Genomic DNA, 26,709 nt, shown 5'->3' with positions numbered 1-26,709 from the left:
GCTGAGTCTAGGCAACCGTCTCGGTGACGTCAAATCGACCCGATCCGGTGAGGAGATCCCCGATGTGTCCGGGCCTTCCGACCTTGATGGCGCTGTCGTCCCTGACGACACCCGCACGTCGACGTCGAGTCCGGCGACCTTGGATCGGCTTGCTTGTCAGGCAAGAACCGTCCTGCCCCGGGCGCCGGCCCGGCAAACCCCGGAACCAAGATTTTTCCGTGCTCTGGGTTCGATCCGGGGTGGGACGGACCGAAGCCGGCCCGTCCCACCCTGGTCACACCAGTTCGGCCAGTTCTTCGGCCAAGGCTCGGAAGGCGATGCCCCGGTGGCTGATCGCGTTCTTCTCCTCGGCGGTCAGTTCCGCCGTGGTTCGATCGTGGCCCTCGGGAACGAAGACCGGGTCGTAACCGAACCCGTTCTCCCCCCGGGGTGCCCCGACCAGGTGTCCACTCAGAACGCCTTCGGCCGACCTCTCGGTCCCGTCGGGCATCACCAGCACGGCAGCGCACACGAACCGAGCGCCTCGGCGCTCCCGCGGGGTATCGGCGAGCTGGTCCAGGACCAGTTCCAGGTTGGCCCGGTCCTGGTTCCGCGCACCGAAACGGCCGGACCATCGGGCGGAGAGGACTCCGGGCATCCCCCGCAGTTCGTCCACGCTCAACCCCGAGTCGTCGGCCACCGCGGGCAGACCGGTGTGCGCCGCGATCGCCTTCGCCTTCAGCCGGGCGTTTCCGACGAAGGTCGCCTCGGTCTCGGGAACCTCGGGTGCGTCGGGGAACGCGTCCAAGGCGAGGACCTCGGCCTCCACCCCCGCCGCGGCGAGGATGGCGCGCATCTCCGGTACCTTCTTCGCGTTGCGCGTGGCCAGCACGATCTTCACGGTCGACTCCCCCGGTCCTACTCGGACAGGCTCTTCTTCTGGATCGCGGTCAGTTCCTCACAACCATTGGTGGCGAGGTCGAGCAATTTGTCGAGGAGCTCGCGGTCGAACGCCGCGCCCTGCCCCTCCGCGGTGCCCTGCACCTCGATGAACTTGCCGTCACCGGTGATCACGACGTTCATGTCGGTGTCGGCGACGGAGTCCTCCAGGTAGTTCAGGTCCAGCCTGGGCTGTCCCTGCACCACGCCGACACTCACCGCGGAGAGCGAGCCGATGAGCGGATTGGTCTTGAGCTTGCGCTTCTTACGCAGGTACTTCATCGCGTCGGCGAGGGCCACGTAGGCACCGGTGATCGCCGCGGTGCGGGTTCCACCGTCGGCCTGGAGCACGTCGCAGTCCAGGGTGATGGTGTGTTCGCCCATCGCCTTGAAGTCGACGACGGCACGCAGGGAGCGGCCGATCAACCGGGAGATCTCGTGGGTACGTCCACCGATCTTGCCGCGCACGGACTCCCGGGCACCACGGGTGTCGGTGGCGCGCGGAAGCATGGCGTACTCGGCGGTGACCCACCCCTCGCCGGTCCCTCTCCGCCAGCGGGGCACACCGTCCTCGACGGTGGCCGCGCAGAGCACACGGGTGTCTCCGAACTCGATGAGCGCGGAACCTTCCGCCTGGCGGAGCCAGTTGCGGGTGATGGTCACAGGGCGAAGTTGGGTCGGAACGCGTCCGTCAGGTCGAGCCATGGTCATGAGCGTATCTCCGGTCGAACCGTCTCATGACTAGGCCGCCGTTCAGCCGCTCAGCCGCCGATCCGGTGGACCTGTCCGCCTCGGGCGAGTTCGATGTCGCCGGCGAAGGTGGAACGGGCCTCGGACATGGTGACGTCGTCGTCGTTCCAGGGCACCAGGTGGGTCAGCAGGAGTTTGCGGACCCCGGCCCGGTCGGCGTGGTCGCCTGCCTCACTACCGGTCAGGTGCATGTCCTTGGGGTGTTCGAGGTGGTCGTGGAAGGCGGCCTCGCAGAGGAAGAGGTCGACCCCCCGGGCCAGGTCGATCAGGGAATCGCACGCGCCGGTGTCCCCGGAGTAGGCGAGGGAGGCGCCCTCGTGTTCGAGCCGGATACCGAAGGCGTCGACGGGGTGGTTGACCCTGTCCACGCGTGCGGTCATCGGTCCGATGCGGAACTCACCGGGGCTGAGCTCGTGGAAGTCGAAGGCCTCGGTCATGCCGGGGTCTGAGTCCAGTCCGTAGATCTGGGCGAGTCGGTCGGAGACCCCGGCGGGCCCGTAGACGGGGATGCGCGGCTTGGTTCCGTCGGGCGAGTACATGCGGGCGACCCAGTAGGCGCACATGTCGGCGCAGTGGTCGGTGTGCAGGTGACTGAGGTACACGGCGTCGATGGAGTAGAGGTCCGTGTAGCGCTGGAGGGCGCCCAGGGCGCCGTTGCCAAGGTCCAGAAGCAGGCGGTATCCACCGGCCTCGACCAGGTAACAGGAGGCCGGGCTGTCCGGCCCGGGGAAACTCCCGGAGGACCCGATAATCGTGAGTCGCACGTCGTCGTCGCCTTCTCGGTCGGCCGCTCTGCCTCCGTGGCCCCATGGTGGCTGTGCGCGGGGAGTGCGGGTGGCGGCTGGTTCTGCGGATGTGCCGTTGTTACGGGTGTACCCCAATGGCCGCCTCGGTGGTACAAAATGTGGCCCGCATCTCAGGCGACCTCGGTCACGTGTGAATTTTTCACACCAATTGATCAGAGATGACCGTTTTGACCGAATATGACAAGAGACCGGCCGCACCAGCGACCGGTCTCCGTCACGAAGCTCGGGTCAGGCCCAGAGTTGGCCCTCCAAGCGCTCCTCCGCCTCTTCGATGGTCCCCTCGTAGGCGCCGGTGGACAGATACTTCCATCCGGCGTCGGCGACGACGAACGCGATGTCGGCGGACCGCTCCTCCCGTTCGGCCTTGCGCGCCATCCCCAGCGCGGCGTGCAGGGCGCCGCCCGTGGAGACCCCCGCGAAGACGCCCTCCTTGGCCAGGAGTTCCCTGGTCCGCTTGAGCGCGGCGTCGGAGGGGACGGAGAAACGGGTGGTGAGCACCGACTCGTCATAGAGCTCGGGGATGAACCCCTCGTCGATGTTGCGCAGACCGTAGACGAGCTCGCCGTACCGGGGTTCGGCGGCGACGATCTGGATGTCGGGCTTGTGCTCGCGCAGGTAACGCCCCACTCCCATGAGGGTTCCGGTCGTACCGAGGCCCGCCACGAAGTGGGTGATCTCCGGCAGGTCGGCCAGCAGCTCGGGCCCGGTGGTCTCGTAGTGGGCGCGGGCGTTGGCCGGGTTGCCGTACTGGTACAGCATCACCCAGTCGGGGTTGGCCGCGGCCATCTCCTTGGCGACGCGGACGGCCTCGTTGGACCCGCCCGCGGCGTCGGAGAAGTGGACCTCGGCGCCCCACATGGCGAGCAACTGCTTGCGCTCGGCGGAGGTGTTCTCCGGCATGACACAGACCATGCGGTAGCCGCGCAGTTTGGCGACCATCGCCAGTGAGATGCCGGTGTTCCCCGACGTCGGCTCCAGGATCGTGCACCCCGGGGAGAGCACCCCGTCCTTCTCGGCCTGCTCGATCATGAAGAACGCGGCGCGATCCTTGATCGAACCGGTGGGGTTGCGGTCCTCCAGCTTCGCCCACAACCGCACCCTCGGCGAGGGTGAGAGTCGGGGCAGGCCGATGAGCGGCGTGCCGCCGAGGGAGTCGAGTAGGGAGTCGTAGCGCATGGCCGTCCTCAGCGGCTTCCGCCGGCGACGGCGGGCAGGACGGTCACGTTGTCGCCGTCGGAGAGCTTGGCCTCGAGCCCACCGACGAATCGGACGTCCTCGTCGTTGAGGTAGACGTTGATGAAGCGGCGCAGCTTGCCGTTCTCCACCAGACGCTCGGCGATGCCGGGGTGACGGCTGTCCAGGTCGGTGAACAGCTCACCGAGGGTGGCGCCGGACCCCTCGACGACCTTGGCGTCGTCGGTCAGGTTGCGCAGGATGGTGGGGATGCGGACCTCGATGGCCATGAAGGTGACTCCGTTAGCGGTCGTAGTTGTGCGTTCATGTCCAACAGGAGACACTCCGCCCTCATTCCGGACGGGTCCCTGCCGGTGGCGGAGCCTACTGGCCGCCGTCGCCCTCGGTGATCTCCACCGGTTCCTCGGTGACCTCACCGTCGACGATCCGGTAGGAGCGGAACTCGACGGTGTCGGGCTCACGGGTGGAGACGAGGACGTAGTGGGCCCCGGGCTCGGAGGCGTAGGCGATGTCGGTGCGCGAGGGGTAGGCCTCGGTCGCGGTGTGGGAGTGGTAGATCACGACGGGTTCCTCGTCGCGGTCGTCCATCCCACGCCAGACCTTGAGCTGCTCGATCGAGTCGAAACGGTAGAAGGTCGGTGACCGTTCGGCGTTGAGCATCTCGATGAACCGCTCCGGGCGGCCGGTGCCCTCGGGGCCGGCGACGACACCACACGCCTCGTCGGGGTGGTCGCGGCGGGCGTGTGCGACGATCTGGTCGTAGATCGAGCGGTCAATCCTCAGCATGGCTCCAGAGTACCCACCCATTCTTCTCTACCAACCGAGTGGGTATTGTTGCCCCGGCTGGTGGGGCGGCTGTGAAGCTCGAACCCTCAACGAATAGGCTCGCCCCTATGAGAGAGGACGGCAGCAGTGCGCTGCTCACCGACCACTATGAACTGACGATGCTCCAGGGCGCCCTGCACAGCGGTGCCGCCGCACGCAGGTCGGTGTTCGAGATGTTCGCCAGGCGCCTGCCCGAAGGCCGTCGTTACGGCGTCGTGGCGGGCACCGGGCGCTTCCTGGACCTACTGGAACGCTTCCGCTTCGGCCGTGCGGAACTGGACTTCCTGTCCGACCACGGTGTCGTGGACGAGTCCACCTTGGAGTGGCTCGCCGACTACCGCTTCTCGGGTGACGTCTGGGGCTACGGCGAGGGCGAGGCCTACTTCCCGGGTTCACCCATCCTCGTGGTGGAGGGCACGTTCGCCGAGGCCGTGATCCTGGAGACCCTCGCCCTGTCGGTCTACAACCACGACAGCGCGATCGCTTCGGCCGCCAGTCGCATGTCCGTCGCGGCCGGCGACCGCCCGCTCATCGAGATGGGATCGCGCCGCACCCAGGAGCACTCCGCCGTGGCCTCGGCCCGTGCCGCCTACGTGGCGGGGTTCGCGACCTCCTCCAACCTGGAGGCGGGACGCTCGTTCGGGGTGCCGACCGGCGGCACCGCGGCGCACGCCTTCACCCTGCTGCACGACAGTGAACAGCACGCGTTCAAGGCCCAGCTGGAATCCATGGGCAAGGGCACCACCCTGCTGGTGGACACCTACGACGTCGAACGCGCGGTGCGTCACGCCGTGGAGTTGGCCGGCAAGGAGCTCGGGGCCGTCCGGATCGACTCGGGCGACCTGGGCGCGACCGCGTCCCGGGTACGCGCCCAGCTCGACGGGCTCGGCGCCACCGACACCGAGATCGTGGTCACCGGCGACCTCGACGAGCACTCCATCCAGGCTCTGGCCGTGGCCCCGGTGGACGGCTATGGCGTGGGGACGTCCCTGGTCACGGGTTCGGGAGCCCCTACCGTCTCGCTGGTGTACAAACTGGTGGCGCGGGCGCGCGGCCTGGCGGACGACGCCTCGCTGGAACCGGTCGCCAAGCGCTCGGTCGGCAAGCCGAGCCGGGGCGGCCGCAAGTGGTCGGTACGCCGGTTGGACGACAAGGGCATCGCGGTGGCCGAGGAGGTGTACCCGCACGACCCTGGCGAGGTCGTCGGTACTCGTTCGTTGCTGCGGCCGCTGGTCGTCGACGGGGAGATCGTGGGCCGGGAGACGGTCCATCAGGCCCGTGAACGCCACCGGGCGACCGTGGCGGAGCTGCCGGAGCAGGCGTTGCGGATGTCCCGCGGCGACGCCTCGCTGCCGACGGTCTTCCATTGAAGTCCCAGACCCGACCCGAACCTGGAAGAGAGGTGCCGGAAGTGACGAAGGCACTCATCGTGGTGGACGTACAGAATGATTTCTGCGAGGGCGGCAGCCTCGGTGTGAAGGGCGGAGCGCGTACCGCGGCCGCCGTCACCGAGTACTCCCGCGCCGGCGGCTACGACCACGTGGTGGCGACCCGTGACCACCACATCGACCCTGGGGCGCACTTCTCCGACACCCCCGACTTCGTGGACACCTGGCCACCGCACTGCGTGGTCGGCAGCCCCGGCGCGGAGTTCCACGCCGACTTCGACGCCTCGGTGGTGGAGGAGGTCTTCGACAAGGGGCGGTACACGGCGGCCTACAGCGGTTTCGAGGGGACCGCGCCAGACGGTGAGACGACCCTGGTCGCGTGGCTGCGCGAACGGAAGGTGGACGAGGTGGACGTGGTGGGCATCGCCACCGACCACTGTGTGCGGGCCACCGCGCTGGACGCCCTGAACGAGGGGTTCCGGACACGGGTGCTGCTCGGTCTGACCGCGGGCGTGGCCGCGCCCACCGTCGAGTCGGCGTTGGAGCAGCTGCGCGCGGCCGGTGTGGAGCTGGAGGGCGAGCCGCTGGTCGGCTGAGTCCCGGGCCCGCCCCCTCCTCCGATGCGGACCTAGCCGATACCGATCGCCGAGCGAACGTCCTTCAGGACCCGGCGGGCGCGCTCACGGGCGCGGTCCAGGCCGGAGGCGAGGATGTCGTCGAGCTCGGTCTCGGAGGCCATGAGCTCCTCGTAACGGGCGCGCTTGGGGCCGAGTTCGGTGTCGACCGCCTCGAACAGCTCCTTCTTGAGGTCGCCCCAGCCCATGCCGCCGGCCTCCAGACGCTTGCGCACGTCGGCGACCTTGTCGGCGTCGGCGAAGTGCGTGAGCAGCTGGAACGGGATCGAGGAGTCCGGGTCCTTGGGGTCCTCCACCGGGGTGGAGTCGGTGGGGATCCGGTTGATGGCCTTGCGGAGCTTCTTCTGCGACAGGAACAGCGGGATGTGGTTGTCGTAGGACTTGCTCATCTTGCGGCCGTCGGTGCCGGGCAGGATGCTCGCGTCGCTGTCGTCGATGACGCCCTTGGGGATCGGGAAGCTGTAGGAATCCCCGAAGCGGTGGTTGAAGTACCCGGCGATGTCGGCGGTGTACTCGATGTGCTGCGACTGGTCCCGGCCGACGGGGACCTGGGTGCCCTCCATGACGAGGATGTCCGCGGCCATGAGGATGGGGTAGTTGTACAGCCCCATGTTGACGCCCGAGTCGAGGTCGGTGACGCCCGCCTCGGTGTTGCGGTCCCGGACGGCCTTGTAGGCGTGCGCGCGGTTCATGAGCCCCTTGGGGGTGAGGGTGCTCAGGATGGTGGTGAGCTCGAAGGTCTCGGGGATGGAGGACTGGCGGTAGAAGACCGTGCGCTCGGGGTCGAGCCCGCAGGCCAGCCAGGTGGCAGCGCCCGACCGGATGCTGTGACGGAGCTCGTCCGCGTCCTTGATGATGTTGAGCGCGTGATAGTCCGCGATGAAGTAGAAGGTGTCATAGCGTTCGGCGGCCGCGAGGGCGGGCTTGATCGCGCCGATGTAGTTGCCCAGGTGGAAGTCGCCGGTGGGCTTGATCCCGGTCAGGTACGTGTTGGCTGCCATGTCCCAAGCCTAACGGCGCGCACCACCCGTTCCCCGCCCGACTTATGGCCAAGCCTCCATCCCTGAGGCATACTTTCAGTATGCCTTCCATGGATACCACGATCAAGGTCCCACGATCCCTGAGAGAGCGCATCAGCAAGAGGGCGAGACACCGCCACGTCACCATGGCTCGCGCGATCGAAGAGGCACTGGACGAGGCCGAGGAGTTGGAGTTCTGGTCCGACGTGCGCGTGTACAACGAGAGCCTCGCCAAGGAGGACCGGCGTGCCCGCCTCGATGACCGGACACTCCAGGACGACCTCTCAGACCAGGGGGACGACGAACTGACCGCAGAGGAAGCCTGGTGAAACGAGGCGAGATCCACATGGCCGACTTGGGAGACCCGGTCGGCCACGAACAAGGGGTGCGCCGTCCGGTTCTCCTGGTCAACGCTCAACTCTGGTTGGAGTCCCACCCACCCGTGGTCATGGCGGTCCCGTTGACCCGAACCCACCGGGGAAGTCGGACCCATGTGGAGATCGAGCCGGGTTCCTCGGGCCTGAAAGCGATCAGCTACGCCAAGTGCGAGGACCTGCGCTCGATCTCTCCCGAACGGCTCGGACGCCGGTTCGGTCGTGTCGACGATCTCGTGCTGTTCGAGGTGGAAACGGTCCTGCGCAGACTACTCGCCCTTTGAGGTGGCGATTCGTGGCGCCACGGGTGGCGTGACGCCACGAACCCGGGTCAGGCCTGTGGCGCGCCCTCACGGAAGGCGGCCCAGTGCTCGGCCATGCGATCCGCCTGCCCCTTGGTGAAGTGGGTCATGCAGGCGTCGTCGCTGTAGTTCATGAAGTTGGTGACCGGATCCTCGCCCTCTCTTTCGGGGCAGGTGTCCCGTCCCTCGGGACACCCGGAGGCGGCCTCGCGTTCGTAGGGGGTGTCGTCGACGTAGTCGCCCGGACTCTCGCAACCGTTCTGGAAGGTGTGGAACAAGCCCAGCCAGTGCCCCACCTCGTGCGTGCCGGTGTGCCCCTCGTTGAACTTCTCGCGGTCACCGCCGGGCAGGGTGTCGTGCGCGATCGCGACCCCGTCCTGGTCGGGGTCGTCGGCGTAGTCCTGCGGGAACGTGGAGAAGCCCAGCAGGCCGCTGCCCAGGTCCGCGGTGTAGATGTTCAGGGTCTCGGGGCCGCCCTGGCGCAGTTCGGCGCGGATCTCGTCGCGCTGCTCTCCGAAGTCGCGGAACCAGGTGTCGTTCTCGGTCCGCGTGACGTCGGCGAGCTCGAAGCGGAACTCTGTGTCGGTGCCCTCCGAGCCCTGCGCGTACTCGCCCCGGTACGCCCGGTTGAGCACGTCCACCTGGTCATCGATGCGTGCGTCGGAGATCTCGCCACTGCCGTCGCTCGCGGAGATCACGTGCATGACCACGGGCACGGTGTAGGGCGCGGCGGCCTCATGGTCACGGACCCGGTCCATGGCCCGACGGAGGCGGTCCTGGTACTCGGCGGCCTGTTCCGGGGTGACCTCCGCGCTGTCGGAGGGACCGGCGTCCGGGTCCGCGACCCTGCGTTCGGCCTCCGAGACCGGTTCCGTGCCGGGTGGGCAGTACGGTTCGTTCGTCATCGTGGCCGCCGAGACGTTCTCCGGAGCCGCCACCTCCTGGGTGGCCGGCTCCGGTGAGGTACTCGCCACCAGACCGGTCAACGTGACCGCGCAAAGGGACAGTCCGGACCAGAGCGCGGCTGTGCCACCGCGAGAGCTTCGTCGGATCATCTCACGCACGGTAGTTAAGCCGTTGCCCACAGTTTGTCTGCCTTGCGCGGCGTTGCGAAGTATTTGCCCGATTCGACTGGTCGGTGACTATTTCTGCCCGACGGCCCAGGCACGCAGCTTGGCGATGCGCTCCTGGATCTGGTCCGGGGTGGCCTGTGCGACCGGCGGCCCACCACAGGCGCGCCGCAGCTCGTTGTGGATGGCACCGTGCGGTTTTCCGGTCCGGTGGTGCCAGGCCCCCACCAACCCGCTGAGTTCGCGACGCAGGTCGGCCAGGACCTGGTGCGTGGGCCCCTTGGCCTCCTCCGGTTCCTGCTTGCCCTTGGCCTTGAGCTCGCTCGCCTTCAGGTCCGCCTTGCGCTTGCGCAACAGCTGCGAGACCTGGTCGGGGTCGAGCAGCCCGGGCAGCCCGAGGAAGTCCTCCTCCTCGCTGGACCCCGCGGCGCCGCCCCCGTACTCCAGACCGTCGTACAGGGCCCGGTCGAACTCGGCGGCGGACTCCATCGTCTCGAACGGGAGCTCCTCCCCCGCGTCCGGTGAGTCCTTCTTCTTGTTCGCCTCCCGGAGCAGGTCCTCCTCCGGGTACTCGTCGTCACCGGGTGTCTTGTCCAGGACGTGGTCGCGCTCGCGCTCCATCTCGCCCGCGTACTCCAACAGCGTGGGCACCGACGGCAGGAACACCGACGCCACCTCGCCACGCTTGCGGACCCGCACGAAACGCCCGATGGCCTGCGCGAAGAAAAGCGGGGTGCTGGTGGAGGTGGCGTACACGCCCACCATCAGACGGGGCACGTCCACACCTTCGGAGACCATGCGCACCGCGACCATCCAACGATCGTCGCCGGCGGCGAACCGCGAGATCTTCTTGGAGGCCGTGGGGTCGTCGGAGAGCACCACGGTGGCGCCCTTACCGGTGATCTGCCGCAGGATCCGTGAATAGGCGCGGGCGTTCTCGTGGTCGCTGGCGATGACCAGCGCACCGGCGTCCGGGTGCGTCTTTCGGACCTCGGTCAGGCGCCGGTCCGCGGCCTGTAGGACCTTCTTGATCCAGTCGCCCTTGGGGTCGAGCGCCGCTCGCCAGGCCTGGGAGAGCGCGTCCTGGGTGAGCGGTTCGCCCAGGCGTGCGGCGAGCTCGTCACCGGCCTTGGTCCGCCAGCGCATCTCACCGGAGTAGGCCATGAAGATGACCGGGCGCACCACGCCGTCCTCCAACGCGGGCGCGTACCCGTAGCTGTAGTCCCACGAGCACCGCCTGACCCCGGCGCCGTCCTGGACGTAGTCCACGAACGGGATGGGATTGATGTCGGAGCGGAACGGCGTACCGGTCAGCGACAGCCTTCGGGTGGCCGGGTCGAAGGCCTCCCGTACCGCCTCGCCCCAGGACAGGGCGTCGCCGGCGTGGTGGACCTCGTCGAAGATCACCAGGGTCTTGCGCGCCTCGGTGCGGTTGCGGTGCAGCATCGGATGCGCGGCCACCTGCGCGTAGGTGACGGCCGCGCCGAGGTACTGACGCCCCAGCGCGCCCTGCCCGTTCTTGAACTCGGGGTCGATGGGGATCCCGAACCTCGCCGCGGCCTCCGCCCACTGCTTCTTGAGGTGCTCGGTGGGGCAGACGATGGTGATCGAACGCACGGCGTGCCGTTGGAGGAGCTCACTGGCCAGGGTGAGGGCGAAGGTGGTCTTGCCCGCGCCAGGGGTGGCCACCGCGAGGAAGTCGCGCGGCTGCCTGCGGAAGTACTCCTCGAAGGCCTCCCTCTGCCAGGCCCGAAGGCCGCTCAGGCGATCCTCTTGCGAGGTCTGCGTCACCGTCATTCGTCTCGTCCCCCGTTGCTCACCTGCTCGAGGTTAGTGGTTGCCCGGTCCGGAAGACGGAGCCCCGGCAGTGGCGCCGCGCACAGCGACCCACCATTCCACCACCTCACGACGGGCGGCACGGTGCCCGTGCACCGCGCCGCCCTGTTGTTCCTCTTCAGCGTCGAAACCGCTGTCTTGCCTCGTGTCCTAGACGCCGCCCTCTTCGGCTTCCGGGTCGGCCTCGGGATCGCCTCCCAGTTCATCACCGGTCGATTCGGCGTCCTCCCCGGGCGCGCCGGCGGGGTCCTCTCCACCGCCGAAGTCGGACGTGTCCACGGCGCCGTCGTTGAACGGCATGTGGGGGGAGATCGCCGGGAAGGCGAAGAACCACAGCAGCGCGGCGCCGCCCGCGAGCAGGCCGACCATCATGATGAACTTCGACGCCCATGGTCCCGGCAGGACTCGCCAGATCAGGCCGTACATTCGTGAACCCTCCCTAGGCTTCCGGCGCCATGTGCGCGATGGACTCCGGCATGCCCTCGGACTTGGGCGTGGTCTCGGCCAGTTCCGCCCAGACGATGAGCCGGTGCGTGTTGTTGAGCTTGGGCGCGCAGGTGGTGAGGGTGAGCAGCGCGCGTCCGGGCTCCTCTGCCGAGGCGTCCTCGAAGGGGTCGGGGGTGACCACCCAGAAGTCCTCGGGCAACACGGTCTCCTCGTGGAAGACCTCGTAGGTGTAGAAGTTCTCGCCGTCCTCCAGGACCATGACGTCGCCCTCGTCGAGCAGGTCGAGGTCCCAGAACAGGCCGGGGGTGCGGTGGGCGGCCACGCCGTAGTTGCCCATCTCACCGGGGGCGCTGTCGAACTGGGTGTAGCGACCGGGGCTGTAGCGGATGTCGTCGGGCTCGGTGCCGTTGACGACGACCCAGTCCAGGTCCAGGCTCGGAACGTACAGGCGGCTGTCGGCGCTACCGGGCAGCGGCTCCGAGTCGGGCCCCTGTTCGGTCTCCTGCGCGTCGGCCCAGGCCTCGTCGAGCCCGTCCGCCAGTCCCTGCTGTTCGCGGTCGGTCTCCCACTGTGAGCCGTACACCTCGTAGCCGGCGTAGAAGAGCATCAGCAGACCCGCGGTCAGCAGGATCTCGCCGAAGAACCGTACGAAGCCGCGGACGACGTCACCGGGGGTGGTCTTCGGTTTACGGGCGCGCCGCCTCCCGCCTCGGGAGGAGCGGGGGCGGGGCTCCTCGTTCTCGGGGTGGGGCTCATCGCGCGACTGCCGTTCAGTTGTGGACACCAATACGACCTACTCCTGTGGACGCTTTCGTGTGCACCCGGGTGACCGGAGTGGGACGACGAGCGGGACCCCCGTACGCGGATGCGGCAGTACTTCGACCTCGTGTCGGTACACGGCGCTGAGCAACGACGCGGTGAAGACGTCGGCGGGGGTGCCCTGCGCTGCGACCCGTCCTCCGGAGAGTACCGCCACACGATGGGCGTACGCGGCCGCAAGCCCCAAATCGTGCAGGACCACGATAACCGCCCCACCATGGGACGCCAGTGTACGCGCGATGCCCAGAACGAGTTCCTGGTGGCGGATGTCCAGGGCCGCGGTGGGTTCGTCCAACAGGAGCAGGGAGGTGTCCTGGGCCAATACGCGGGCCAGCATCACGCGGGCTCGTTCGCCACCGGAGAGCGTGGGGAAACGTCGGTCGGCGAGATGTTCGACACCGACCCGCGCCATGGCCTCGCGCACGAGTGCGGCGTCCTGATCGGGGGTGCTCGACCCGGTCCAGGGCGCCCGCCCCATGCCGACGAGTTCGTGCACGGAGAACGGGAAACCGACCGTGGCCTCCTGGGGCAGAACGGCGCGGCGCAGTGCGAGTTCGGGCGGTGTCCACTCCCCCAGCGGCCGGTCGAACAGGCGCACCGTGCCCGAGTCCCGCTCCCCCTTACCGGGTGCTCCGGTGACGTCACCGGAAACGGCGCGCAGCAGCGTGGACTTGCCGGCGCCGTTGGGACCGACCAGTGCCAGCAGCTCCCCGGAACGGACCGTGAGATCGACCCCGTCGAGCAGGGTACGTCCGCCCCGACGGATGGTGACCCCCTCCGCTCGGACCACGGGGGTGCCGGGTTCGATGGGTTCGGGCCGACCGGGTGCCCGGGTGAGCGGGGCGACGGCGGACGCGAACCGGCGGCGCAGCAGGGAACCCGTGGTCATGACCAGCCTCCTTGCTTGGCGCGGGTGCGGTGCAGCAGGTAGAAGAAGAACGGTCCGCCCAGGGCCGCGGTCACCACGCCGAGCGGGATCTCGGCGGGGGCGGCCGCGGTGCGGGCGAGCAGGTCGGCGGTGAGCAGGAGCAGCCCGCCACCCAGCGCCGAGGCGGGCAGCAGCACCCGGTGTCCGGGCCCGGTGACCATCCGGATGATGTGCGGTACGACCAGTCCGACGAACGCGACGATGCCGGCGAAGGCGACCGCGGCGGAGGTCAGCAACGCCATCGCGGTGATGATCACCAAGCGCATGCGTTCGACGTCCACGCCCAGGTGGCGGGCGGGTCCCTCACCGAGGGACAACAGGTCGAGCTTGCGCGCGTAGAACGGGATGACCGACAGGCCCAGCAGCAGGCACGGCGCGATCGCGGCGACCTTCGACCAAGTGGCGGTGGAGACGCTGCCCAGCTGCCAGAAGGTGATGGTCTGGATCTCGGCGTCCTGGGAGAAGTTGGTCATCAGCCCGATGGCCGCGCCGGCGATGGCGTTGACCGCGATGCCGGTGAGCAGCAGGGTGACGACCTCGGTACGGCCGCCGGAGCGTGCGAACACGTACACGAACAACGTGGTGAGCAGGCCGAAGACGAACGCCGACGCGATGATCGTCCAGTGACCGAGCACGGTCAGGCCGGTGAAGATGACCACGATCGCGCCGACGGCCGCGCCGGAGGAGACGCCGATGACGCCGGGTTCGGCTAGGGGGTTGCCGAAGATGCCCTGCATCATGGCGCCGGCGCTGCCCAGGGCGGCGCCGACCATGACGGCCAGGACCACCCGGGGTAGGCGCACGTCCCACAGGACGGTCCGTGCGATCTGGTCGGGCAGGGCACCGATCCGCAGGCCCGCCGCGTCCAGGAGGGACGCGGCGACCTGGCCGGCGGGGATCGGGTAGGCGCCCACTCCGGCGGCGATCACGGAGACGACGACGAGTCCGACGGACAGGACCGTGATCAGCACGGTGGCGCGCAGGCGTCGGCCGAGCGTCCCGGGGGTGACCCCGCCGTCGTCCGCGGGGGCTTCGTCGGCTCCGGCGGTGGGGCGCTGGGACAGGGCGGTCACTCGTCGCCCTCCATGCCCGAGGCGTCGCCGGTCTCGCCGGTCTCGCCGACCTCGCCGGTGACCGCGGCGAGTTCCTCGGCCATGGTGGTGATGACCTGCGGGGTACGGGGGCCGAAGTTGAGCAGGACGCCGTCCTCGAAGTCGATGACGGCCTGGTTCTGTCCGGCCGGGGTCTGCGCGACGCCGGGGATCTCGGCGAGCCCGGAGACACCGCCGACCGATTCCAGTCCCTTGGTCATGACCAGCAGGACGTCGGGGCGGGCCTCGATGAGCGCTTCGGTGGTGATGGGGGTGAAGGCCGTGGTCAGGCCCATCTCGACACCGGCGTCGCGTGCTCCGATCTCTTCGAGCAGGGCGTCGGCGCCCGAGCCGGGGCCGCCGAGCAGGTACACGCCGGCGGTGCCCCTCAGATAGAGGAAGGCGACGAGGGGATCACCGCTGGTCTCCAGGGAACTCTCGCGCACCTGCGCCATCTGTTCCTGGGTGCGTTCGGCCAGGATGGTGCCGGAGACTGGGACGCCCAGGGCTTGGGCCACGCGTTCGAAGCGGGGGTACATCTCGTCGATGGACCAGGCCTCCTCCACGATGACGACGGGGATGCCGGAGTTCTGGATCTGTTCGATCACCTCGGGTGGGCCGGTCTGGGTGTCGGCGAGGATCACGGTGGGTTGGAGGGCCAGGACCGTCTCGGCGGAGACCTCGTGCCCTTCGCTGATGACGGGCAGGTCGGCGGCCTCGTCGAAGGTGGCGGCCACGTCGCGGCCGACCACGTTGTCGCCCAGGCCGAGCGTGAAGACGATCTCGGCGAGGCTTCCGGTGAGCGGGAGGACGCGTTCGGCGTCGGTCACCTCGACGTCCTCGTACTCCAGGGGGTCGGAGGAGGAGCGGTAGGGGTCGAGGACCACGGATTCGACGGTGACGGGGAGTTCGGGGACCGCGGCCTCGTCCAGGACCTGGAGGCGGTTCTCGGAGAGGTCCGGGATGTCGCCCGCGTTCCCTGACGCGTCCGCGGGGGCGTCGGGCCCCGTGCAGGCGGTCAGGGCCAGGGTGCAGGCGATGGCGATGGCGAGCGGGCCGAGGCCACCGCGCGGGAGGGTTCGGGGGACGGCGTGGGGCATGGCGATCGCTTTCGGTTGAGCCGGGATGCCGGGCGGGGTCGCGGAGGGGCCGCGACGAGACCTTTTATATGACAGGTCGTCAGATTCTTGACAACCCCATCGCTTCAGTGGTCAACTACTTCGGCGCCGGATCGTGTTAGGCAAGGCTCACTTCACCTAGGTAAGCATAACCTAAAATCGATTCTCCCACCCCACGCGGAGGTCGGTTCCTCATCCGACCCGCCCGACAACTAAGGCCACTGATGCGAGCAGCGGTTCCCCTCCGTGGGCTTGTCCCACCCCTGGCCACCGTCGCCGCGGCGACACTCCTGATCGCCGGCGCACCCTCGACGGTGCTCGCCGAACCCATCGACGAACCACTCCACCCACGAACCACCACCGTGAACCGGACCCAGGGGCTCGACCCCGAGGGCGACAGCGTCACGGTCGCCGGGATCGGGCACGCCCCCGGTTCCCGGATCGAGATCACCACGCGCGCCGTTCCCGCCGAGGCACTCGACACCAACGAGGTCGACCAGGCCGCCGTACTCGACGACGACAACACCGTCGCCACCGACGTGGACGGGCGCGGTCTGTTCAGCGTCACCCTCGACACCGGTGTCGACTTCGCCGCCGAAGCGGGCCTGGACACCAGGGAGGATCCCTTCGAGATCGTCGTCCTCGGCACCGAGCCGCCCGAGCGGACGGACGAGACGGACGAGACGGACGAGATGGATGAAGCGGACGAGATGGATGAAGCGGTCGAGGTGGAGGAGCCGGGTGCGCCGGGCGAACCCGCCGATGACGGTGTGGTCGCCGAGCCCGGTGCGGGAATGAGCACCCCGGTGCTCGCGCCCGCGTCCCCCACCGCACCCGCGCCCGTGGCCGCGGTTCCGGTCGCCTTCGCCGTGCCCGCCGCCGTTCCCGAGAGCCGGCCGCAGACCACTCCCCGGAGCGCGCAGCGGGCGGCCCCGCACAACGCTCCCCAGGCCCTGCCCCGAACGCCGGGCGATCTGTCGCTCACCGTCTCCAAGACCAGCGGGATCGACCCCGACGGGGAAACCGTGACCGTCACCGGTTCCGGCTACGACACCGCCAAGGGCATCTACGTGGCCCTGTGCGACACCGCCAACGCCGGTTCGAGCGTCGCGCCCGGGCCGTGCATCGGTGGGGTGGACATGGAAGGCGAGGGCGGTTCGTCCGCCTGGATCTCCAGCAACCCGCCGCCCTACGGCGAGGGTCTGGCCACCCCCTACACGGGTGGGGGGACCGACGGCGGCTTCACCGTGGAACTGGCCGTCAAGGCCAAGGACGACAACACCGACTGCACCGCGGCCGGCACCGAGTGCGCCGTGGTGACCCGCAACGACCACACCCGCTCCAGCGACCGTGGCCAGGACGAGTTCGTCCCGGTGACCTTCGCGGGCCAGGCGGGCGACGGCGACGGTACCGGCAGTGCCTCCGGCGGTGGCTCCAGCTCCGACGAGGGTGCGGGTTCCGGCTCGGGTTCCGGCGGCGCCGGCGGTACGAGCGGCTCCGGATCCGGCGGCGACGGTCCCCTGGCTCGGACCGGTGCTCCACTGGTGGGGCTGTTGCTGACCGCCGTGGTGGCTTCGCTGGCCGGTGTCACCGCGCTGGTGGCGACCCGACGCCGCGCGAGCGACGCCGACCCGACCAACGCGTGATCTCGAGGGACGGCGGGACCCTCTCAACGGGCCCCGCCGATCCCACCGATCACATCCGGCTCAGGACCCACACGAGTGTGCACACCTGGGCGGGCGGAGGCCGAGTCTGCCCCTCCTGATCCCACTCTCCCTTGGTGGGTACCGTCGCGCCCGCTCAGCGCGAACCCACCACCCCCCGCACCATCCCGGCCCCGACGCGCGATCGAGACCGAGTCACCTCTCCCCCGACACGATTGGAACCACCGATCACATGAGCACCGACACAACCCGTGAGGGTGACGGCAGGGCCCGGCGGGCACTGCGCTCCCTCACCGCATACATGGGCGCGGCGGCCCTCGGGGCCTCCCTCACCGTGGCGGCCGCCCCGGCCGCGATGGCAGACGAGGCACCCGTCTCCCTGGACGGCGGTTCCGCCACCTGGGGTGTCAAGCAGTCCTTCCGCAACTACATCGGCGGCCCCATCGCCGGGGGCGAGATCACCGCGTCCGACGGCGCGAGCGTCAACGACGACGGGACCTTCGACTTCCCGACCGTGGAGGGCTCCGTCTCCAAAGAGGACGCCTCCGGTGAGGTGAGCTTCGGCGGCCGGGTGGTCTTCGCCGGCCACGACTACGATCAGGGCGCGGTCCTTGAGGTCCATGTCGCCGACCCGCGCGTGGAGTTCGACGGCGACGGCTCCGCCACCGTGTACGCCGACGTCACCAGCCGCGAGTTCAACGGCGCGAACCCGAGCGTGCCCCCCGGTGACCTGGTCGAGTTCGGCGAGGTCACCGTGGCCGAGCTGACCGGCGCCGAACTGGTCGTGGACGGCGACGACCTCGCCTTCACCTCCGAGGCGGGCACCCTGCACGCCGACGCGGTCGAGGCCTTCGCGGAATTCTATGGTGCGGGCGAACCGATGGACCCGCTGTCCTTCACCGCCACGGCCGTGGAGGGCGGCGAGCCCGGTGAGCCGGGTGAGCCCGCCCATGACCCGAAGGTCACCGTCTCCAAGACCGAGGAGCTGAACCCCGAGGGCGAGACCGTCACCGTCGACGGCACCGGTTTCCGTCCCGGTCAGGGCGTGTACGTCGCCCTGACGGCCGCCGAGCGGTCGGCGGACTCCTTCCCGGAGCACCACACCGGCGCGGTGTGGCTGCGCGGGGCCGACGCTCCCGGTGACGAAGGCACCTTCTCCACCGAGGTCGAGGTGTCCGGTGCCTACGACGCCGAAGAGACGACCTACGACTGCGTCGAGACGCGGTGCTACGTCGCGGTCTTCAACGACCACACCGACATCGGCAACCGCGACCAGGACGTGTGGACCCCGATCTCCTTCGCCACCGAGGACGAGGGTGAGGGCGGCGACGACGGCGACGGCGATGGTGACGACGACGGTGGAAGCGGCGACGGAGAACTCCCCGAGGGCGACCTGACCGTGTTCAACGGCCGCGCCGACTGGGGCGTCAAGGAGTCCTTCCGCAACTACATCGAGGGCGACATCGCCGCCGGTGAGATCAGTACCTCGGAAGGCGCCACCCGTGGCGACGACGGGACCTTCTCCTTCACCGACGCCACCGGTGGGGCGAACCTGGACGAGGTCACCGCCGAGATCGACTTCACCGGTACCGTGCTCTTCGAGGGCCACGTCTACGGTGACGCCGACCCGCTGCTGTACGTGTCCGTCACCGACCCGCGTGTGGAGATCGACGGCGAGGCGGGCACCCTGTACGCCGACGTGGTCAGCAAGTCCCTGACCGACGCCGAGCTCGTCACCTACGACGACGTCGCCCTGGCCGACCTGGACCTGTCCGGTGTCGAGGCCGAGGTCGAGGAGGGTGTGTTGAGCTGGGAGCCGATCCCGACCGCCCTCACCGCCGAAGGCGCTCCCGCGTTCGCCGACTTCTACGTCGAGGGTGAGCGGCTGGACCCGATCTCGCTGACAGTGAGCGTGGACGAGGACGTCCGGGTCCCCGGCGGCGGCGATGGCGGCGGCGGCGATGGCGAGTCGACCCCCGGCCCCGGTGACGGCGGAGGTGACGGTGAGGGCGGCGGCAAGCCCGGGCTGCCCAGCACCGGTACCGCCCTGACCGGTCTGCTGACGGCGGCCGCGGTCGCCGTGGCGGCGGGCGGCGTGGCCATCGCGGTCTCACGCCGACGCAACGGCGCGGACGGCACCGACTCCGAAGACACCGAACCCTAGGCTCCCGGCCCGCCTCGGACACGACGAAGGCCTTGGCTCACCCGCGGGGTGGGTCAAGGCCTTTTGAGTGCGACCGGAAGGGCCGCCTACTTCATCATGTCCTCGTACGCCTGCTTGCACTCCGGGCACACGGGGAACTTCTTCGGGTCGCGGTTGGGGACCCACACCTTGCCGCACAGGGCGATCACCGGGTCACCGGTCACCGCGCTCTGGGTGATCTTCTCCTTCTGCACGTAGTGCGCGAACCGCTCGCGATCACCATCGTCGTGCGAGAGGTCCGGCCTGGTCTCGCTGTCCGGAAGAACCTTGTTCAGGACGTCCATCGACATCGTCCTCACACCTTTCAACGTCTGGACCCCACGGTATAGGGTGCGGCGGCCCGTCTCAGTCTCACCGAGGACAAGCTTGTGCTCAGTTCATGGTGGGATCGTCCGGGTAGGTCGACAACAGGGCCATCTCTCCGCCCTGGCGGCGCAGGACCCGTGACCACAACCCTTCGGGGGCGACACCGAAGAGGTCGTCGGCGAACGCGTCGACCACGAACCAGGCGCCCTCCTCGATCTCCCCCTCGAGCTGCCCCGAACCCCAACCGGAGTAGCCGGCGAAGACGCGCAGCGCCGCCAGGGAGGAGCCGAGTACCTCGGGCGGACCGTCCAGGTCCACAACGCCCACGCCGTCCAGTCCTGTTCCGGAGGACGGATCCACCAACGGGGACCAACCCGGGGGCGCCTCCTCGGGGGCGGCGCTACCCAGGGCGATGCCGGAGTCGGTGCCCACCGGCCCGCCCGAGAACATCACCGCCGGGGAACTGGCGTATGCGCTCCACGAGTTCACGACCTCGCCCACCGGAAGTTCCAGCGGGCGGTTGAGGATCACCCCGAGGGTGCCGTCGACGGCGTCGTCGACGACGAACACCACCGAACGGCGAAAGGAATCCTCTTGGAGCAAGGGGGCGGCCACCAGTAGGCGCCCGGTCAGAGTCGACTGGTCCATGGTCAACCTTTACCCGAAAAGCGACCGGCCGGACGCCCCCTCAGGAAGGTTCGGCGAGACGGTTCAGGCCTTGGTCTCCTGACCGCGCTGAGCCACCTCGCGGACCGCGTTGGCCACATGGGTGGACAGCTCCGGGTGGAAGACGCTCGGGATGATGTAGTTCGGACCCAGTTCGTCCTCGGTGACGACGTCGGCGAGAGCTTCGGCGGCGGCGACCATCATGTCCGAGGTGACGTTGTGGCTCTGGGCGTCCAGCAGTCCGCGGAAGAAGCCCGGGAAGACCAGCACGTTGTTGATCTGGTTCGGGTAGTCGCTGCGTCCGGTGGCCACGACCGAGGCGTGCAGGTGCGCGACGTCGGGGTCGACCTCCGGGTCGGGGTTGGCCAGCGCGAAGATGATCGAGTCCTCGTTCATCTCGGCGATGTCCCCACCGTCGAGCAGGTTCGGGGCGGAGACGCCGATGAACACGTCGGCTCCGGCGATGGCGCCCTTGAGGTCGCCGCTGTAGCCACCCTGGTTGGTGTGCTCGGCGATCCAGCTCAGGTTGTCGTCCAGGTCCTCGCGTCCGGAGTGGACGGAGCCGTGCACGTCGTTGACGATGATGTCGCGCGCGCCGGCGTGCATGAGCAGCTTGAGGATGGCGGTACCGGCCGCTCCGGCGCCGGACATGACGACGCGGACCTCGGACAGCTTCTTGCCGACCACACGCAGGGCGTTGCGCAGGGCCGCCAGGACGACGATGGCGGTGCCGTGCTGGTCGTCGTGGAAGACGGGGACGTCCAGGAGTTCGCGCAGACGGGCCTCGACCTCGAAGCAGCGCGGGGCGGAGATGTCCTCCAGGTTGATGCCGCCGAACCCGGGGGCGATCAGCTGGACGGTTCGGACGATCTCATCGACGTCCTGGGTGTCCAGGGCGATGGGCCATGCGTCGATGTCGGAGAAGCGTTTGAACAGGGCGGCCTTGCCCTCCATGACGGGCATGGCGGCCTCGGGACCGATGTTGCCCAGGCCCAGCACGGCGGATCCGTCGGTGACCACGGCGACGCTGTTGCGCTTGATGGTCAGGCGGCGGGCGTCGTCCTTGTTGGCTGCGATGGCCTGGGAGACACGGGCGACTCCGGGGGTGTAGGCCATGGAGAGTTCGTCGCGGTTGCGCAGTGGCACCTTCGACTTCATCTCGATCTTGCCACCGAGGTGCATGAGGAAGGTGCGGTCGCTGACCTTGTGGACGACGACCCCATCGACGGCGCCGAGGGCGTCGACGATCGCCTGGGCGTGCTCGGTGTCGCGGGCGGCGCAGGTGACGTCGATGCGGATGCGCTCGTGCCCAGCGGCCGCCACGTCGAGGGCGGTGATCATGCCGCCGACCTGCTCCACCGCGTTGGTGAGACTGCCGACCGCACTGCCTCCGGCGTCCAGTTCCAGTCGGACGGTGATGGAGTACGAAACGCTGGGAAGGGTGGCCACGTGTTGCTCCTTGGCTTTGGCTGGTGTCATCCGTCCGCGGGACGCACCGGCGGCCCCTCCCGTGGACGTACGTACCGACCCCGGAACGGCTGTGGCCCTGCACGCCATGGATCCGCCCCGGTGGCTCTGGTCGGCTCTCGCGCGCCGGGAACACGGGGGTTCGTTCTCCGTGCCGGCGACGCTTCCCGCCGTGGCATCCGTAGAGGGGCTGCCTTCGAAAGCGGGGGCTCGGTTGACGGCCGGGGGCTGGCTGGAAACCCACAACCGAGTCGCTTCACCCTACCTGAGTCAAGGGGGGAACGTCAGCACAAGACGACAATTAACGCTTGCGGAAAAAATCGCATTAATTCCTACCACTGGCACGGTCTTCGGCGGCCCGAACCACCATGTCCGCACACGCGTCGGTGGAGAGCACGGCGGAGTCGACCACCAGGTGGTAGTGGCCCGGATCGGCCGGATCGACCCGGTAGAACCGGCGCACGTAGGAGGCACGGGCGCGGTCGTTGTCGTTCAGCATCTTCGCGGTGGGCGGGGTGGGGCCCCACCCCTTGCCACCGAACTCCTCCCGGTCCCCGAGCTCCCACAGGCGGCGGGCTCGACGCAGGCGGGCCTGGCGGCTGCCGTCCAGCCGTATGTGCAGCGCGCCCGGGTGGTCGGCCAGGATCACAGCGGCGGCACGACCGAGGACGACCCCACCGCCACGGGCCACGTCCTTGATGACCCGTTCGGTCTGTTCGACGAATTCGTGGTCGTAGAGGAGACGGCCCTCGTCGTCCATGGCGCCGAAATAGGCGGTGTCGGCACTGCCCAGGGTGACGGTGGGCAACCGGGCGGCGCCGGCGAGGAGACGCTCGAAACCGCCCGGAGCGCGGTCGTCGCGTTGGAGGGCCTCGTCGAGCGAACAGCCGATCTGTTCGGCGACGGCGCTGGGGACCGCGCGATCGAGGAAGGGGACGCCCAGTCGGGCGGCGATGGCCGGGCCGATGACGCTGCCGCCGGCTCCGAAGGTGGCCGAGATCGTCACGACGGGAGCTCCGCCGGGGTGGGGGGTGCGGTCGGTCGTCATGGTCCACCTGCCCGGTCGCCCTGTGGACCGCGTCTTCGCGGTCCGCCGTGTAGTTCTTTTACCCGGCGAGAGGGCGACCATCCCACCCGTCTTCACTACGGCAAATACCGCACGATTTGCCATGATCGGGCATGAACGGGTGGAGCCCTCCGGCCGGTGACCGTTCCAAGAAAACTCGGAGAACGGACACCGGCCGGCATCCGATCAGAACAGGGCGGAGGTGAGCTTGCGACGGGCCGCGCCCACGCGCGGGTCCCCGGCCGGCAGTAGGTCGAACAGGGACAGCAGGTGTTCGCGGGCCTTGTTCCGGTCCTCATCGGCGGTGCGCTTGATCGTGTCGATGAGGCGGTCGAAGGCGTCGTCGAACTTGCCGCCGTACATGAAGACGTCGGACACGGTGATCTGGGCGTCGACGTCGTTCGGGCGGTCGGCCGCGGCCCGCAGCGCGGCCTCGGGGTCCACGTCCTGAAGCCGGCCGATCAGGCGCACCTGCGCCAGCTTGGCCTTGACCTCGGCGTTCTTGGGGTCGGCGGCCAGCGCCTTCTCGAACACCGCGGCGGCCGCGTCGAAGTCGCCGCGTTCCAGAGCGGCCTGCGCCTCGACGTCGACCGGGTCGGCCTCGGGTTCGGGGGCGCCCTGGTCCTCGGGCATCGCGGAGGGGTCGCCGTCCACCGTGCCGGGGTGCCCTGGTGGGAGCATGCCCTGCTGGGCCAAGGCGCCGAAGACCTGGGTGAGCCCCTCACGGAGCTGCTCCTCGGTCGCCGGGCCCTGCATCAGCGGCATGACCTGCCCCTGGACGGCGATGATGATGCTCGGGGCGCCCTGCACGCGCAGCGCTTGCACCAGCTGGGGGCTGGCCTCACTGTCGATCTTGCCCAGGATCCAGTTGCCGCCGGAGCCCCTGGAGAGGTTGTCCAGGGCGTCCTCGACCTGTTTGGACTGCTCGGACCAGCCCGCGAGGACCGCGAGGACGACCGGCGCCGACATAGAGCTCTCCAGCACCTGCTGGAAGGTCGCCTCGTCGACGTTGACGGCGAAGGGGTTGGTACGACCGGCCGACTCATCGGCGCGCTGCTTGGCCTCACGTTCCAAGGCCGCCTTGCGCGCCCCGAGGTCGACCGCACTGTTCGGTGAAAAGTCCGAAGGCTGCATACTCCCTATCCTGCCCCATCCCGAGGCGGTACGAGGACTCCGTACCGCCTCGGGCCCCAAGCCCGGGACGGCGGTCAGGGTTTTCCTTCATGGACGACACGGGGGTGCCCGTTCGGGCGCCGTCAGGCCCTATTCTTCGAAAACCCGGGGAGGTGCCGCAGGTGTGATCGCGAGGAACGAGCCATCACACCGTAGGTGCCGCTGTGTTTCCTTCAACCCATTCCTGACTCCCAGACGCCCGAACACGCCGAAGCGAAGCGGAGGCGCTGGAAAACACTGCCGCTCAGAACTGTGGATCCTCGGTGTAGGTGCCGAACTCCTCGCCCATGGTCGCGCAGATCTCGCCGAGCGTCGCCTCGGCCCGGGCCGCGTCCATGATGAGCGGGATGAGGTTGCCCTCGTCGGCCCGCACACCCTCCAGGAGTCGGGCCAGGGCACGGTCGACGACGGCCTGCTCGCGCGCGCCCTTGCGGTCGGCGAGGACGCGCTTTTGCTCGTGCTCCACCTCGTGGCTGATCTTGAGGATGTCGAGTTCCCCGGAGACCGTGTTGGTGTGGCAGTTGACGCCGACGATGCGCTTGTCACCCTTCTCCAGGGCCTGCTGGTACTGGTAGGCGGACTCGGCGATCTCGGCGCCGAAGTAACCGTTGTCGATCCCGGCGAGGATGCCGGAGGTCATCGGGCCGATGGCGTGTTCGACGTCCTCACCTCCACCCATGTGGCGGATGTGCGCGAAGATGCGCTCGGCCTCGGCCTCGATCTCGTCGGTGAGGGCCTCCACGTACCAGGAGCCGCCGAGCGGGTCGGCGACGTTGACCACCCCGGTCTCCTCCATGAGGACCTGTTGGGTGCGCAGGGCGATCTCGGCGGACTGTTCGGTGGGCAGGGCCAGGGTCTCGTCGAGCGCGTTGGTGTGCAGTGAGTTGGTTCCGCCCAGGACCGCCGAAAGGGCCTCCACCGCGGTGCGCACCACGTTGTTGTAAGGCTGTTGCGCGGTGAGGGACACCCCGGCGGTCTGGGTGTGGAACCGCAGCCACTGGGCCTTCTCGCTCTTGGCGCCGTAGACGTCGCGGATCCAGCGGGCCCAGATGCGGCGGGCGGCGCGGAACTTGGCGATCTCCTCGAAGAAGTCGATGTGGGCGTCGAAGAAGAACGACAGGCCGGGGGCGAACCGGTCGATGTCCAGCCCGCGGGACAGACCGAGTTCGACGTAGCCGAAGCCGTCCGCGAGCGTATAGGCGAGCTCCTGGGCGGCCGTGGCCCCGGCTTCACGGATGTGGTAGCCCGAGACCGAGAGCGGCTTGAAGGCCGGGATGTGCTCCGCGCAGTACTCCATCAGGTCGCCGATGAGGCGCAGGTGGGGTTCGGGCGGGTACAACCACTCCTTCTGGGCGATGTACTCCTTGAAGATGTCGGTCTGCAGCGTGCCGTTGAGGGTGCCGATGTCGACTCCCTGACGTTCGGCCGCCACCAGGTACATGCAGAACGCCGGGATGGCCGGGCCGCTGATGGTCATGGACGTGGTGGTCTCGCCGAGGGGAATACCGTCGAAGAGCAGGTCCATGTCGGCGACCGAGTCGATGGCCACACCGCAATGGCCGACCTCGCCCAGCGCCTGCGGGGAGTCGGAGTCGTAGCCCATGAGCGTGGGCATGTCGAAGGCCACGGACAGCCCGCCGCCACCGGAGGCGAGGATCATCTTGTAGCGCTCGTTGGTCTGGGTGGCGTTGCCGAAGCCGGCGAACTGGCGGATGGTCCAGGCGCGACCTCGGTAGCCGGTGGGGTAGAGCCCCCGGGTGTAGGGGTACTCGCCGGGCCAGCCGACGCGCTCGAACCCGGGGACCTCGGCACCGGGTCGCGGGCCGTAGACGGGTTCGAGCGGCTTCCCGGACAGGGAGGTGAAGTCGGCGTCGCGTTTGCGGGCGGTGTCGTACCTGCGCTGCCAGCGCTCGCGCCCGGCCTCGATGTCCCGGGCCTCGCCGCCGTTGGTGAGGTCTCCTGTGCTGTTCGCCATACCCAAATAGTAGGACGTCCAACTAAGCATGTACAGAAGAGCGAGCGACGGCGCGGACGGCGTTCGGCCGGTCAGGCGCCTCGCGCTTCCTCCGCCACCGGGGCGGGGAAGTCACCGAAGTCGACACGGAGCCGCACGAACATCTCGTGCATGCGCCACAACTCCTCCTCGGAGTAGCAGCCCACCCCGAAGTCCATGCCCAGGAGTGCCCGGGTGGCCCCTTCGGTGACCTCGCGGCCCGTCTCGGTGATCTCCGCCAGCACCCCTCGACCATCGCTGGGATTGGGCATTCGCAGCACGAAGCCCTGCCCCTCCAAGCGGTCGATGGTGTTGGTGACGCTGGTCGGGTGCACCATGAGGCGCTCGCCGATCTTGCCCAAGGGCAGCGACCCGGAGGCGCTGAAGGTGAGCAGGACCAGCGCCTCGTAGCGCGCGAAGGTCAGGCCGAACGGCTTGAGGGTGCCGTCCAGCTCACCGATGAGGATCTGTTGCGCGCGCATGAGCGAGGTGACCGCCGCCATCGCGGGCGAGGCGCCCCATCTCTGGCTCCAGTTGTCGTGCGCGCGTTCGATCGGGTCGAACGGAAGGTTCAAAGGGTTTCCCACGTCGTCACTCTAGATGAGTAATTCCCAGGGGTGCGTGGTCTGAGCATGAGGCGAGGGAGCCCAA

Annotated in this window: 27 protein-coding genes; 6 read left to right on the top strand and 21 right to left on the bottom strand. The window is 68.9% G+C overall.

The genetic code is table 11. The features are described 5' to 3' along the window. Positions 1-274: 274 nt before the first annotated feature. The 6 genes from rdgB to NLI01S_RS23150 all read right to left on the bottom strand — a co-directional run bounded on the left by rdgB (position 275) and on the right by NLI01S_RS23150 (position 4,454). Entirely contained in the window at positions 275-880 is a 606-nt protein-coding gene (gene rdgB / locus NLI01S_RS23175; protein ID WP_067608484.1) for an RdgB/HAM1 family non-canonical purine NTP pyrophosphatase, read from the bottom strand. Between the two features lie 17 nt (positions 881-897). Next, positions 898-1,623 (bottom strand): ribonuclease PH, encoded by a 726-nt coding sequence (gene rph / locus NLI01S_RS23170; protein WP_084392831.1) that lies wholly within the window; start codon positions 1,621-1,623, stop codon positions 898-900. A 56-nt stretch (positions 1,624-1,679) separates the two neighbouring features. After that, positions 1,680-2,432: an MBL fold metallo-hydrolase gene (locus NLI01S_RS23165; protein ID WP_067608478.1), complete on the bottom strand. Its 753-nt coding sequence runs from the start codon at positions 2,430-2,432 to the stop codon at positions 1,680-1,682. A gap of 270 nt (positions 2,433-2,702) precedes the next feature. Then, a complete protein-coding gene (locus NLI01S_RS23160) occupies positions 2,703-3,650 on the bottom strand; it encodes a PLP-dependent cysteine synthase family protein (RefSeq protein ID WP_067608475.1) in 948 nt (315 codons plus the stop codon). Positions 3,651-3,658: 8 nt separating this feature from the next. After that, entirely contained in the window at positions 3,659-3,937 is a 279-nt protein-coding gene (locus NLI01S_RS23155) for a MoaD/ThiS family protein (RefSeq protein WP_067608473.1), read from the bottom strand. A gap of 94 nt (positions 3,938-4,031) precedes the next feature. Next, the gene (locus NLI01S_RS23150; RefSeq protein ID WP_067608469.1) at positions 4,032-4,454 is read right to left on the bottom strand and encodes a Mov34/MPN/PAD-1 family protein; all 423 of its coding nucleotides are present in this window, start codon (positions 4,452-4,454) and stop codon (positions 4,032-4,034) included. A 107-nt stretch (positions 4,455-4,561) separates the two neighbouring features. Between NLI01S_RS23150 and NLI01S_RS23145 the strand changes: the two genes are divergently transcribed. Both NLI01S_RS23145 and NLI01S_RS23140 read left to right on the top strand, forming a co-directional pair. Continuing rightward, positions 4,562-5,863 (top strand): nicotinate phosphoribosyltransferase, encoded by a 1,302-nt coding sequence (locus NLI01S_RS23145; RefSeq protein WP_067608466.1) that lies wholly within the window; start codon positions 4,562-4,564, stop codon positions 5,861-5,863. A 41-nt stretch (positions 5,864-5,904) separates the two neighbouring features. Continuing rightward, positions 5,905-6,477, top strand: a complete 573-nt coding sequence (locus NLI01S_RS23140) for a nicotinamidase (RefSeq protein ID WP_067608490.1) — start codon at positions 5,905-5,907, stop codon at positions 6,475-6,477. Positions 6,478-6,509: 32 nt separating this feature from the next. On the opposite strand, the gene NLI01S_RS23135 is transcribed toward NLI01S_RS23140, so the two are convergent. Beyond that, positions 6,510-7,517, bottom strand: a complete 1,008-nt coding sequence (locus tag NLI01S_RS23135) for a tryptophan--tRNA ligase (RefSeq protein WP_067608462.1) — start codon at positions 7,515-7,517, stop codon at positions 6,510-6,512. Between the two features lie 89 nt (positions 7,518-7,606). Between NLI01S_RS23135 and NLI01S_RS23130 the strand changes: the two genes are divergently transcribed. Both NLI01S_RS23130 and NLI01S_RS23125 read left to right on the top strand, forming a co-directional pair. Then, complete coding sequence (locus tag NLI01S_RS23130) at positions 7,607-7,864, top strand: hypothetical protein (protein ID WP_223809349.1); 258 nt, start codon at positions 7,607-7,609, stop codon at positions 7,862-7,864. Further along, the gene (locus NLI01S_RS23125) at positions 7,861-8,193 is read left to right on the top strand and encodes a type II toxin-antitoxin system PemK/MazF family toxin (protein ID WP_067608459.1); all 333 of its coding nucleotides are present in this window, start codon (positions 7,861-7,863) and stop codon (positions 8,191-8,193) included. Before NLI01S_RS23130 ends, NLI01S_RS23125 begins: the two co-directional genes overlap by 4 nt. Before the next feature lie 47 nt (positions 8,194-8,240). Here the strand turns inward: NLI01S_RS23125 and NLI01S_RS23120 are convergent, their stop codons facing one another. From NLI01S_RS23120 to NLI01S_RS23090, 7 genes are all read right to left on the bottom strand, one after another. Further along, on the bottom strand, positions 8,241-9,266 hold the full coding sequence (locus NLI01S_RS23120) for a zinc metalloprotease (RefSeq protein ID WP_067608456.1): 1,026 nt from the start codon (positions 9,264-9,266) through the stop codon (positions 8,241-8,243). Positions 9,267-9,353: 87 nt separating this feature from the next. Beyond that, positions 9,354-11,078 carry a DEAD/DEAH box helicase gene (locus tag NLI01S_RS23115; RefSeq protein ID WP_067608453.1) on the bottom strand — a complete coding sequence of 575 codons (1,725 nt, stop codon included), beginning with the start codon at positions 11,076-11,078 and terminating at the stop codon, positions 9,354-9,356. Between the two features lie 189 nt (positions 11,079-11,267). Further along, the gene (locus NLI01S_RS23110; protein ID WP_067608450.1) at positions 11,268-11,543 is read right to left on the bottom strand and encodes a hypothetical protein; all 276 of its coding nucleotides are present in this window, start codon (positions 11,541-11,543) and stop codon (positions 11,268-11,270) included. 13 nt (positions 11,544-11,556) lie between these two features. Beyond that, positions 11,557-12,351: a class E sortase gene (locus NLI01S_RS23105; protein WP_067608447.1), complete on the bottom strand. Its 795-nt coding sequence runs from the start codon at positions 12,349-12,351 to the stop codon at positions 11,557-11,559. Positions 12,352-12,357: 6 nt separating this feature from the next. Continuing rightward, positions 12,358-13,272 carry a heme ABC transporter ATP-binding protein gene (locus NLI01S_RS23100; RefSeq protein WP_067608444.1) on the bottom strand — a complete coding sequence of 305 codons (915 nt, stop codon included), beginning with the start codon at positions 13,270-13,272 and terminating at the stop codon, positions 12,358-12,360. Then, complete coding sequence (locus NLI01S_RS23095) at positions 13,269-14,384, bottom strand: FecCD family ABC transporter permease (protein WP_067608441.1); 1,116 nt, start codon at positions 14,382-14,384, stop codon at positions 13,269-13,271. Before NLI01S_RS23095 ends, NLI01S_RS23100 begins: the two co-directional genes overlap by 4 nt. Next, positions 14,381-15,502, bottom strand: coding sequence for a heme/hemin ABC transporter substrate-binding protein (locus NLI01S_RS23090; protein WP_067608438.1), 1,122 nt, complete (start codon positions 15,500-15,502; stop codon positions 14,381-14,383). Before NLI01S_RS23090 ends, NLI01S_RS23095 begins: the two co-directional genes overlap by 4 nt. A gap of 242 nt (positions 15,503-15,744) precedes the next feature. Between NLI01S_RS23090 and NLI01S_RS23085 the strand changes: the two genes are divergently transcribed. Both NLI01S_RS23085 and NLI01S_RS23080 read left to right on the top strand, forming a co-directional pair. Continuing rightward, complete coding sequence (locus tag NLI01S_RS23085) at positions 15,745-17,166, top strand: cell wall protein (RefSeq protein WP_067608435.1); 1,422 nt, start codon at positions 15,745-15,747, stop codon at positions 17,164-17,166. Positions 17,167-17,416: 250 nt separating this feature from the next. Next, a complete protein-coding gene (locus NLI01S_RS23080) occupies positions 17,417-19,348 on the top strand; it encodes an HtaA domain-containing protein (RefSeq protein ID WP_067608432.1) in 1,932 nt (643 codons plus the stop codon). A gap of 86 nt (positions 19,349-19,434) precedes the next feature. Here NLI01S_RS23080 and NLI01S_RS23075 read toward each other — a convergent pair whose 3' ends face one another. The 7 genes from NLI01S_RS23075 to NLI01S_RS23045 form a co-directional block, all read right to left on the bottom strand. After that, the gene (locus NLI01S_RS23075; RefSeq protein WP_067608429.1) at positions 19,435-19,677 is read right to left on the bottom strand and encodes a DUF3039 domain-containing protein; all 243 of its coding nucleotides are present in this window, start codon (positions 19,675-19,677) and stop codon (positions 19,435-19,437) included. Positions 19,678-19,759: 82 nt separating this feature from the next. Continuing rightward, positions 19,760-20,341, bottom strand: a complete 582-nt coding sequence (locus NLI01S_RS23070; RefSeq protein WP_067608426.1) for a YqgE/AlgH family protein — start codon at positions 20,339-20,341, stop codon at positions 19,760-19,762. A 63-nt stretch (positions 20,342-20,404) separates the two neighbouring features. Next, entirely contained in the window at positions 20,405-21,808 is a 1,404-nt protein-coding gene (locus NLI01S_RS23065; protein WP_067608423.1) for an NAD-dependent malic enzyme, read from the bottom strand. A gap of 343 nt (positions 21,809-22,151) precedes the next feature. Beyond that, complete coding sequence (locus tag NLI01S_RS23060; RefSeq protein WP_067608419.1) at positions 22,152-22,874, bottom strand: cytidylate kinase-like family protein; 723 nt, start codon at positions 22,872-22,874, stop codon at positions 22,152-22,154. Between the two features lie 204 nt (positions 22,875-23,078). Next, positions 23,079-24,026: a tetratricopeptide repeat protein gene (locus tag NLI01S_RS23055; protein ID WP_067608416.1), complete on the bottom strand. Its 948-nt coding sequence runs from the start codon at positions 24,024-24,026 to the stop codon at positions 23,079-23,081. Between the two features lie 283 nt (positions 24,027-24,309). Then, positions 24,310-26,040, bottom strand: coding sequence for an acyl-CoA mutase large subunit family protein (locus tag NLI01S_RS23050; protein WP_067608413.1), 1,731 nt, complete (start codon positions 26,038-26,040; stop codon positions 24,310-24,312). Positions 26,041-26,111: 71 nt separating this feature from the next. Then, entirely contained in the window at positions 26,112-26,633 is a 522-nt protein-coding gene (locus tag NLI01S_RS23045) for a MarR family transcriptional regulator (protein WP_067608410.1), read from the bottom strand. Positions 26,634-26,709: the final 76 nt, after the last annotated feature.

It is taken from the genome of Nocardiopsis listeri NBRC 13360 (assembly GCF_001570765.1).
Lineage (GTDB): Bacteria > Actinomycetota > Actinomycetes > Streptosporangiales > Streptosporangiaceae > Nocardiopsis > Nocardiopsis listeri.
Note: the sequence above shows the minus strand (reverse complement) of the source record. Positions and strands in the feature narration are given on the sequence as shown.

Excerpts from the sequence above, each read along its gene's own strand:
- rph (WP_084392831.1), bottom strand. The coding sequence starts at position 1,623 with ATGGCTCGACCTGACGGACGCGTTCCGACCCAACTTCGCCCTGTGACC.
- NLI01S_RS23160 (WP_067608475.1), bottom strand. The coding sequence starts at position 3,650 with ATGCGCTACGACTCCCTACTCGACTCCCTCGGCGGCACGCCGCTCATC.
- NLI01S_RS23155 (WP_067608473.1), bottom strand. The coding sequence starts at position 3,937 with ATGGCCATCGAGGTCCGCATCCCCACCATCCTGCGCAACCTGACCGAC.
- NLI01S_RS23150 (WP_067608469.1), bottom strand. The coding sequence starts at position 4,454 with ATGCTGAGGATTGACCGCTCGATCTACGACCAGATCGTCGCACACGCC.
- NLI01S_RS23145 (WP_067608466.1), top strand. The coding sequence starts at position 4,562 with ATGAGAGAGGACGGCAGCAGTGCGCTGCTCACCGACCACTATGAACTG.
- NLI01S_RS23135 (WP_067608462.1), bottom strand. The coding sequence starts at position 7,517 with ATGGCAGCCAACACGTACCTGACCGGGATCAAGCCCACCGGCGACTTC.
- NLI01S_RS23130 (WP_223809349.1), top strand. The coding sequence starts at position 7,607 with ATGGATACCACGATCAAGGTCCCACGATCCCTGAGAGAGCGCATCAGC.
- NLI01S_RS23120 (WP_067608456.1), bottom strand. The coding sequence starts at position 9,266 with ATGATCCGACGAAGCTCTCGCGGTGGCACAGCCGCGCTCTGGTCCGGA.
- NLI01S_RS23115 (WP_067608453.1), bottom strand. The coding sequence starts at position 11,078 with ATGACGGTGACGCAGACCTCGCAAGAGGATCGCCTGAGCGGCCTTCGG.
- NLI01S_RS23110 (WP_067608450.1), bottom strand. The coding sequence starts at position 11,543 with ATGTACGGCCTGATCTGGCGAGTCCTGCCGGGACCATGGGCGTCGAAG.
- NLI01S_RS23100 (WP_067608444.1), bottom strand. The coding sequence starts at position 13,272 with ATGACCACGGGTTCCCTGCTGCGCCGCCGGTTCGCGTCCGCCGTCGCC.
- NLI01S_RS23090 (WP_067608438.1), bottom strand. The coding sequence starts at position 15,502 with ATGCCCCACGCCGTCCCCCGAACCCTCCCGCGCGGTGGCCTCGGCCCG.
- NLI01S_RS23085 (WP_067608435.1), top strand. The coding sequence starts at position 15,745 with ATGCGAGCAGCGGTTCCCCTCCGTGGGCTTGTCCCACCCCTGGCCACC.
- NLI01S_RS23080 (WP_067608432.1), top strand. The coding sequence starts at position 17,417 with ATGAGCACCGACACAACCCGTGAGGGTGACGGCAGGGCCCGGCGGGCA.
- NLI01S_RS23075 (WP_067608429.1), bottom strand. The coding sequence starts at position 19,677 with ATGTCGATGGACGTCCTGAACAAGGTTCTTCCGGACAGCGAGACCAGG.
- NLI01S_RS23070 (WP_067608426.1), bottom strand. The coding sequence starts at position 20,341 with ATGGACCAGTCGACTCTGACCGGGCGCCTACTGGTGGCCGCCCCCTTG.
- NLI01S_RS23060 (WP_067608419.1), bottom strand. The coding sequence starts at position 22,874 with ATGACGACCGACCGCACCCCCCACCCCGGCGGAGCTCCCGTCGTGACG.
- NLI01S_RS23055 (WP_067608416.1), bottom strand. The coding sequence starts at position 24,026 with ATGCAGCCTTCGGACTTTTCACCGAACAGTGCGGTCGACCTCGGGGCG.
- NLI01S_RS23050 (WP_067608413.1), bottom strand. The coding sequence starts at position 26,040 with ATGGCGAACAGCACAGGAGACCTCACCAACGGCGGCGAGGCCCGGGAC.